This window comes from Autumnicola edwardsiae, from assembly GCF_031846505.1.
In the GTDB taxonomy this organism is placed as follows: Bacteria; Bacteroidota; Bacteroidia; order Flavobacteriales; family Flavobacteriaceae; genus Autumnicola; species Autumnicola edwardsiae.
In genome coordinates this window covers 1-655 of record NZ_JAVRHP010000287.1, presented here as the reverse complement: position 1 = coordinate 655, position 655 = coordinate 1, and the positions used below count along the sequence as shown (strand labels likewise).

At 37.4% G+C, this 655-nt stretch carries 1 protein-coding gene; it reads left to right on the top strand.

What is annotated here, in order from left to right; genetic code table 11:
- Positions 1 to 655: DUF932 domain-containing protein (locus tag RM529_RS17685; protein ID WP_311486049.1), on the top strand; the 655-nt coding region annotated here is incomplete at both ends.

Below are 655 nucleotides of genomic sequence, written 5' to 3'. Positions count from 1 at the left end.
ATCAGAAATGAAATCCTTAAAAAGTCTGACACAGATGGAATCCCGAAGAGGGCTCGAAAATGTCATTATCTCAAATGGCAAAATCGTCAATGTGGTATCTAACAGCTATGGCCATATTCCAAACCAACTGTTCTTCAAGAAGGCCGAGGAAATGTTGACCGATGCACAGCTGAATTTCCACAAACGCACCATCAACAAAAATGATAGGTCGTTCATTTCCGACTTTATCATCGACGACAAAAGCCAGTTTACTGTCAAAAATGATAAAGATTTGATACTGCCGATGCTTCGGTTCAAAAATTCCTATGACGGTAGTGAAAAGACCTCTGGACACTTCGGGTTTTATAGAGAAATATGTTCAAATGGTTTGCACGTTTCACAGGCTGAAATTGAGTTTTCTATAAAGCATAGCAAGAATAATACACATTTAATTATGCCAAGGCTGAACAATCTATTCGATAAATTTCTGGATAATGAATTCTACACCATTACAAAGAAATTTGACAAGATGAAGGAATTTAAAATCATCGATACACAGGAATTTGTAAAGGCGATTCTCGACAAAACCAAACTATTCCGATATGAATGTAGCGATAAGAACAGCGACCCGTCGAAAAAATCTCGTGAGGTCATCGAAATCTTAAACTATGAAGCC